Below are 6,423 nucleotides of genomic sequence, written 5' to 3' on the forward strand. Positions count from 1 at the left end.
GCCCAAGGCATCTGTCAACTCTGTCAACTGTTCCATCTGGTTATAGGCCATCGTAGTTTTATTGCCTAAACCATCTGTAATACTGGAAACTTGATTTTGACCTGTATAGGTCGTGCTAGCAGTATAGCCTGCAGCATCTGTTAGGCTATTTTGATTGCCATTGGCATCATAGGTCATGCTGGTGCGGTGACCCAAGGCATTGGTTGTTGCGATCAGGCGCCCTGCCTTGCTGTATTCATAAGTCGTTTCTTTTCCAAGGGCATCTGTCATGGACAGGATATTCCCCATCGCATCCAACACATATGAAACACTGCTACCATCTGGGTAGGTAATACCAGTAACATTCCCCGCTGCATCATAGGTATAGCTGGTAGTCTTTTTCCCTTTGGTTTCACTAAGTTTATTTCCAACACTGTCATAAGTGTAGGTCACTGTCTGACCTGCTTCATCGGTGTAAGAGAGCACTCGGCCCATGATATCATAAGTAGTCTCAGCTTTTGTACCAATTGGGTAAGAGACCGCGGTTAGTTTGCCTGCAGCATCATAAGTGTTTTGAGTAACTTGCCCCAGAGCATCTGTGATGGTTTTAACGGCATTATTTCTATCATCATAAGTCAAGCTACTGCTATTACCTGCTTCATTGGTTCGAGTGACAATTCGACCCAGTGCATCACGAGTAACGGTAGTCGTTTGACCTGAAGCATTGCTTTCTGTTAGGAAACGACCCTTGCTATCATATGTATAGCTAGTAGTGTGTCCTTCTCCATCGGTAACGGAAAGCTGATTCCCAACACCATCATAAGTGTAGCTATAGTTCCCTCCTTCTCCATTCGAAGCACCGATTTTACGACCGAAACCATCATAGGTGAAGGTAGTCGTGTTACCATTACCTTCTGTCACAGCTGTCACTTGACCTGCCTTGTCAAAAGTATGGCTCGTCCCAACACCATCAGCATCTTTTTCACTCAGCTTGCGACCTTCAGCATCATAGGTAAAGGTCTTTGCCCCACCGAGAGGATTCGTAATGCTGGTGACTTGATTGTGTGCATTGTAGGTAAAGGTTGATACGCCTCCCAAAGGATTGGTAAGACTTACCAAATTCGCACCTTGATAGGCAAAGGAGGTTGTATGACCAGCCGCATCTGTCGTAGATAAGATGCGCCCTTGCTGATCGACAGTATAAGTAATCTTAGAGCCATCTGGTAATGTCGTCTGGATTAGATTGCCATTGGCATCATAGCTATGAGCTGTTGATGCACCACTAAAGTCAGTGAGAGACAGAAGATGGTTCTTCTCATCATAGCTAGAAGTTTTTACTGCACCGTCAAAACGCGTTTCTGTCAAGGTATTACCATTGCTGTCATAAGTGTAGCGAGTCGTTTGACCTGCTTCATTCGTCACACTTGACAGACGGTTGTTGTCATCATACGTTTTTGAGATACTAGTTCCATCAGCATAGCGAATGCCCGTTGTACGATATTGCTCATCGTAAGTATATACGGTTTGATTGCCATTTCCATCGGTAGTGATTGTCTGACCTTCACTATAAGAGAGAGTTGAAACAGCGCCTGCACCATCTGTTTGCTTGGTGACACGATTTTCCTCATCGTACTCGTTTTGGATAACCTTGGTGCCATTTCCATCGTACCAAGCTGTCATACGTCCCTTATCGTCATATTCATAACGAGTAGGAACTCCTGTCGCATCCGTATAGGTGGTCAAATGACCATTCGTGTCATATTCATAGGTCAAAGTCGAGCCATTTGGGATTTGAATCGCACCAATATAGCCCTCTGAGTTATAGGTGATACTATAAATCAAGCCTGTAGGAGATGTAATCTTGGTCAGCTGGTAATTTTCATTATAATCAAAGCTTGTTTTGTTACCTTTTTCATCCGTCTGACTCGTTAAGAGGCCGTGATAGTTAAAGATTTTCTCTTGATGATTGTGATCAACAACTCGGTATTCCTTAACATCATAGTCTTCTTTTTCGTCTCCGCCAAAGTCGCCTTTCTTCGTTTCAACTGTTTTTACTTCGAGAGTGAGGTCATAACCGCTTGGAGCACGATAGTTATCACCATCTTTCGTAAACTTAAGAATAGACCCGTCTGTACGAGTATAGTAAAGATTTTGATCTTCATCGCTCGATAACTGCTCATTAAAGGCAAATGACCAACCACGACCAAAGAGACTATTGATCCCTGCTACTTTAGAGTTATAGGCGCGAGTAATTTCAAACTTTCCGTCAACATCTGTGATAGAAACATCTGTTCGATCTAGGTAGAAATTCCCCGTGTTTAGATTGATTGGCTCAAATCCAAACTCACAGTGAAGACCGCGTCCCATTAAAAGTCTGTCTATTTCTGCCTTGGTATTAGATGTCAGGGCTGGTGGATTATAAGGTTTATCAGTATTCTTTCTTGGATTGCGAATAAAAAGGGTATTATTTTGTACAACCATCATATCCTGGATACGATTATCGTAAGCAAGTTGATTCAGTGGTACTCCATAGTAAGCCGCAATCTTTGGAAGGGTATCAAACTGGGTAACTTTGTAAATCAAAAAAGTATCACTTGATTTTTTACCGCTGGTTTGACCATCCTTTTTACTCTCTGCGTCAATCGTATAAACCTTGTTTAGTTCAGGTTCTGTGAAAGGCACCTGAGTCTGCCAGTTTGAGAGCTTGTCTTTATATTTAGTTGTTCCTTTTTCAAAGGCTGCATCAAAGGAACTACTATCAGGGTATTTGTAAGAAAAACTTGCAGAACTTTGACCCTTGTAGTCTTTAGCAGTGTCACTAAGATTATAATCAACCTGAGCACCCGGTGTTGTCAGACCATCCGCAAAGACTCCCTGAAATTGCAGTTTTCCTTTCTTATCTGTCTTCACCATGGTCCGAAGATTGATGGTAGTGTTCCCAATTGGATAATTGACATCAACCGGATCTGGAACAGACCAATTAATCGTCAAACTCGGAGCCTTGTCTGGGGTAAACCCAATCTGTCCTGCATTATCTGCAGTAGCTTCAGTTGTATAGAAGGCACCACCGTCTGAGCCTTCGTCGGTTGCGGCTACAACTAAACCATAGTTTGGCTCCAAACCTTGAACCCATGCATTTACAGTCTCGCGGATATCAAAGTTGTGCATCCCAATCTTCTTACCACTGGTCGCATTTTTTCCTGCGATTTCCATATCAAGACCCACAGAAGTATCCCATGTAAGGGTATTGATATCAAAATCTTGCTTCAAGCGATAAGCCGCAAACTGGGTTGATTGAGAATCTGGAGCAGTGTATTCATAGATATTTAAACTCGCACTATCGATACGCGCTTCTTTAGGAATACTCTTTTGAAAATCGTAGTTAATCTTAAAGTACATCCTTGCGCGACCGATATCACGAACACCTGGAATACCAGCCATCCCCATCATCTCAGCTGTCATATACCCAACATATCCATAGGCATAACCTTGGTACTGACCATGTACGGATGAAGTCACAACATCAAGGATTTTTTCTCTTGGAACCGTTACAGTCGGGTCGATCCGAACAGGATACTTACGGTCTGAAGCAGACAACCACTCTTTACTAGCTGTTACGGTAACTTCATGTCGCCCATCCCCTTTTTTCAATCCAAGGGTTATGACATTACTAGTAGCACCGGCACTGTCCACCATCATTGGGGCAGTTAGTACAAAGAGGAGCTTCGTTTTGCCCTTTTCACGAACAAGGATTTGATTGTCTTTCAAAGAAACATCATACTTAGATGCATCTAAACCGTAAGTAAAGGAGTTCTTTCCGCCCCACTCTGCTAGGATAATCTCTTCTTTTACCCCATTAGGCTGTACCGTATATTGTACATCTGTTTTGCCATCAACATTATTGTATAGGATGGCATTCTTTTCTACAGTTGCCTGATCATACGTTTTATCAAGCGGATACAGGGAAATTTTGTCATCCTTATGTGTAATATCAATAGGGGTTTCTTCTTTGACTTCGCTCGGAAGAACTACGCCTACTGGAGATTCTTTAGGTAGATAATAGTGTTTCCCATTGGCATGATAAGAATAGAGAGATAAGTCAACAGGAACTTCTACCCCTTCTTGATCAGTATAGGTTTTAATATCACTCCCAATATGCGTCACAAAGTGAGTCTCATCCACCCGAAACAGTTGTTCTTGCCCACTAACCGCTACTGGTTCTCCATATTGTTTCTTTAGTTCTGCCTCTGCCTTACTCTCTTCGTTGACCACCTTTGGTTGTTGTAGGGCATCTCCACCATCCTTTGCTGGTTTTGAGGCGTCAGCACTCGTCGAATGTTCCGTATTCGCATTTTCAGAACCTACAGTCTGGTCACTCGCCTCTGTAACAGCTTTTTTATACGCGACCTCCGCCTGACCTTGCTTAATTGCATGGCTTATTTCTTCCGCATAAATAAGCGGGGTATTAGAAATAAATAAACTCAGCAATAATAACCACTGTATGGTCTTACGAAGTCTTTTCATCATCATTCTCCTTTGTAAGATAAATAAAATAATAAAGTGTAAAAATTAAAATAAGAGCATCACCGATGGATAAAACGAAGGAACCTAGTATTGGGAACCATACAGCGATAGCTAAACAAAAGGCAACAAGAAGCATGGATACCAGAACAGGTAGGCGCATTTGATCTACCCTATTTTTAATTGGTAAAGCTTTGTAAATACTAACTAGGCTATAGGATAAGATTACTTTAAGAAAAGTTTGTATAATTGTAGTAAAAGCCCAGATAGTAATCTTGACATGATCATACTCCAAGCTCGTATTATCGTATAAAACTTGACCCAAGCCTCCGATGAGGATGCCACATAAAATCGCACTAAACAAGTAAATCAGAATGGTGTAATTTAAGCGTTGATCTGATCGGTACTGCTTATAAAACCAAATCGTTATTGGAAAAATAAGAACTGTTCCTATCATTAAAAATAGCAGACTGAGTAAGGTCAGAATGAGCGATAAACCTTCCTCGACTACCGCAGGGGAAATCACACCTGTAAATAGAAGGCGTTGCCCCACTCCTAAAAACAGTAGGCCAGTAGCTAGTCTCCAAAACCTTGAGAATCTTAATATTTTTATCATGTACTTGTCCTTTCTTTGACACTTTTTAAACGAGCAGTAACCACAAATCGTTGATCATTTCCAGCAACATCACAGGTTGATAAGATTAAAAACCGATCTTTTTTAGGGTCAGTGGCTATCTGGCGATAGAATCCCCCATAGTCTGATGTTCTTGTCTGTAATGTATCTAAATAATATCTGAGGCCTTCTCGACTTCCTAATTCGAACGTATGAAAAAGATGATCATCGGTATAAGAATGGGCTGCCAGCACCTCATATTCAAAATGCTGAGTCAACGTATCAATTTTGATGCTCTCATGCTCGTTAAAAAAAGCTGGCTTCGCAAAATAATCTAAAGATCCGAACATAGAATCATCTAGCATAGCATGTCCATAGATAATAGTGACAGGATCTTCAAATGTTTTTTTGTTGACCAGCTCTGTGAATATGGCTCCATAATAAGTCTCTTCACCATCTATATTGTGAGATAGGTAATAGGTATCATCCCTTGAATGTTGAGCGACTGGATAGTCAATTCGAGTCCCTTCGACTGTTAACCAAGCAAAGACATCTGGATTCTGATGAAACCTCGTCTCTACTGCATTTTGGGAACGCTGCTCCACAGCGTTCTGTTCGAATCCATCCAAGATCTTTAGACCTAGAAATAAAACTGTAGTCATTGCAATTAATGACAAACTAAACCTTAAAATTTTCATGTAATCTCTCCCACATTACCATTATATCAGACCCTTATCTCCCTTGTAAATACACTATCCTTTGAAAATTATGCTCTTATTAAAGTATTTTGATAACCATATACATGTATATCGTCTCATTACCTATTTGATATCTACTTTTTAACAGAAAAGAGGAGCCCTCTCCAAATAAGAATGGGCTCCTTTTTTAATGGCTGTTTGAGCTGACTCTGATTTCTTACGAAACTCCCTTTTTATAGATGACTTCTTGAACCTGCAAAACTCCAATTCTTATATTTTCTATAGGAAAATCGAGTTTAAAAATCGTTTTTAATTGAGAAGAATCCCTAGATGTTTTATGGCCTAGATAGTCAGAATGTGCGATTTCTTTCTCATATTTCACCACATATTTATCCGATTCCATGAAATCTTTCGTAATGATAGATTTCATAAATAGAAATGTAATCCCAATGACTGTTGGAGAGAGCGCTTATCGTTCCTTAAATAAATAATGGTGTGAATTTGGTGTGAATTTTGCTAAAAATCATCAAAAAAAACACCCCATGGTGTGAACCATGAAGTGTTTCGAAACGTTGATATAATCGTATTGATTAACGTTTACTAAATTGTGAT

4 protein-coding genes are annotated in these 6,423 nt (G+C 40.6%); all 4 read right to left on the reverse strand.

All coding sequences use genetic code 11. The features are described from left to right. Positions 1 to 4,503, reverse strand: a 4,503-nt coding sequence (locus tag HMPREF9965_RS06835) for a DNRLRE domain-containing protein (protein WP_000826482.1), incomplete at its 3' end; no start/stop codon positions are given. After that, positions 4,487 to 5,116, reverse strand: a complete 630-nt coding sequence (locus tag HMPREF9965_RS06840; protein ID WP_000590655.1) for a hypothetical protein — start codon at positions 5,114 to 5,116, stop codon at positions 4,487 to 4,489. The genes HMPREF9965_RS06840 and HMPREF9965_RS06835, both read right to left, overlap by 17 nt. Then, positions 5,113 to 5,811 (reverse strand): class B sortase, encoded by a 699-nt coding sequence (locus tag HMPREF9965_RS06845; protein ID WP_000698673.1) that lies wholly within the window; start codon positions 5,809 to 5,811, stop codon positions 5,113 to 5,115. Before HMPREF9965_RS06845 ends, HMPREF9965_RS06840 begins: the two co-directional genes overlap by 4 nt. Positions 5,812 to 6,028: 217 nt before the next feature. Beyond that, positions 6,029 to 6,214, reverse strand: coding sequence for a hypothetical protein (locus HMPREF9965_RS0102405; RefSeq protein ID WP_000443230.1), 186 nt, complete (start codon positions 6,212 to 6,214; stop codon positions 6,029 to 6,031). Positions 6,215 to 6,423: the final 209 nt, after the last annotated feature.

Origin of the sequence: Streptococcus mitis bv. 2 str. SK95 (assembly GCF_000222705.1) — a bacterium.
Lineage (GTDB): Bacteria > Bacillota > Bacilli > Lactobacillales > Streptococcaceae > Streptococcus > Streptococcus mitis_AY.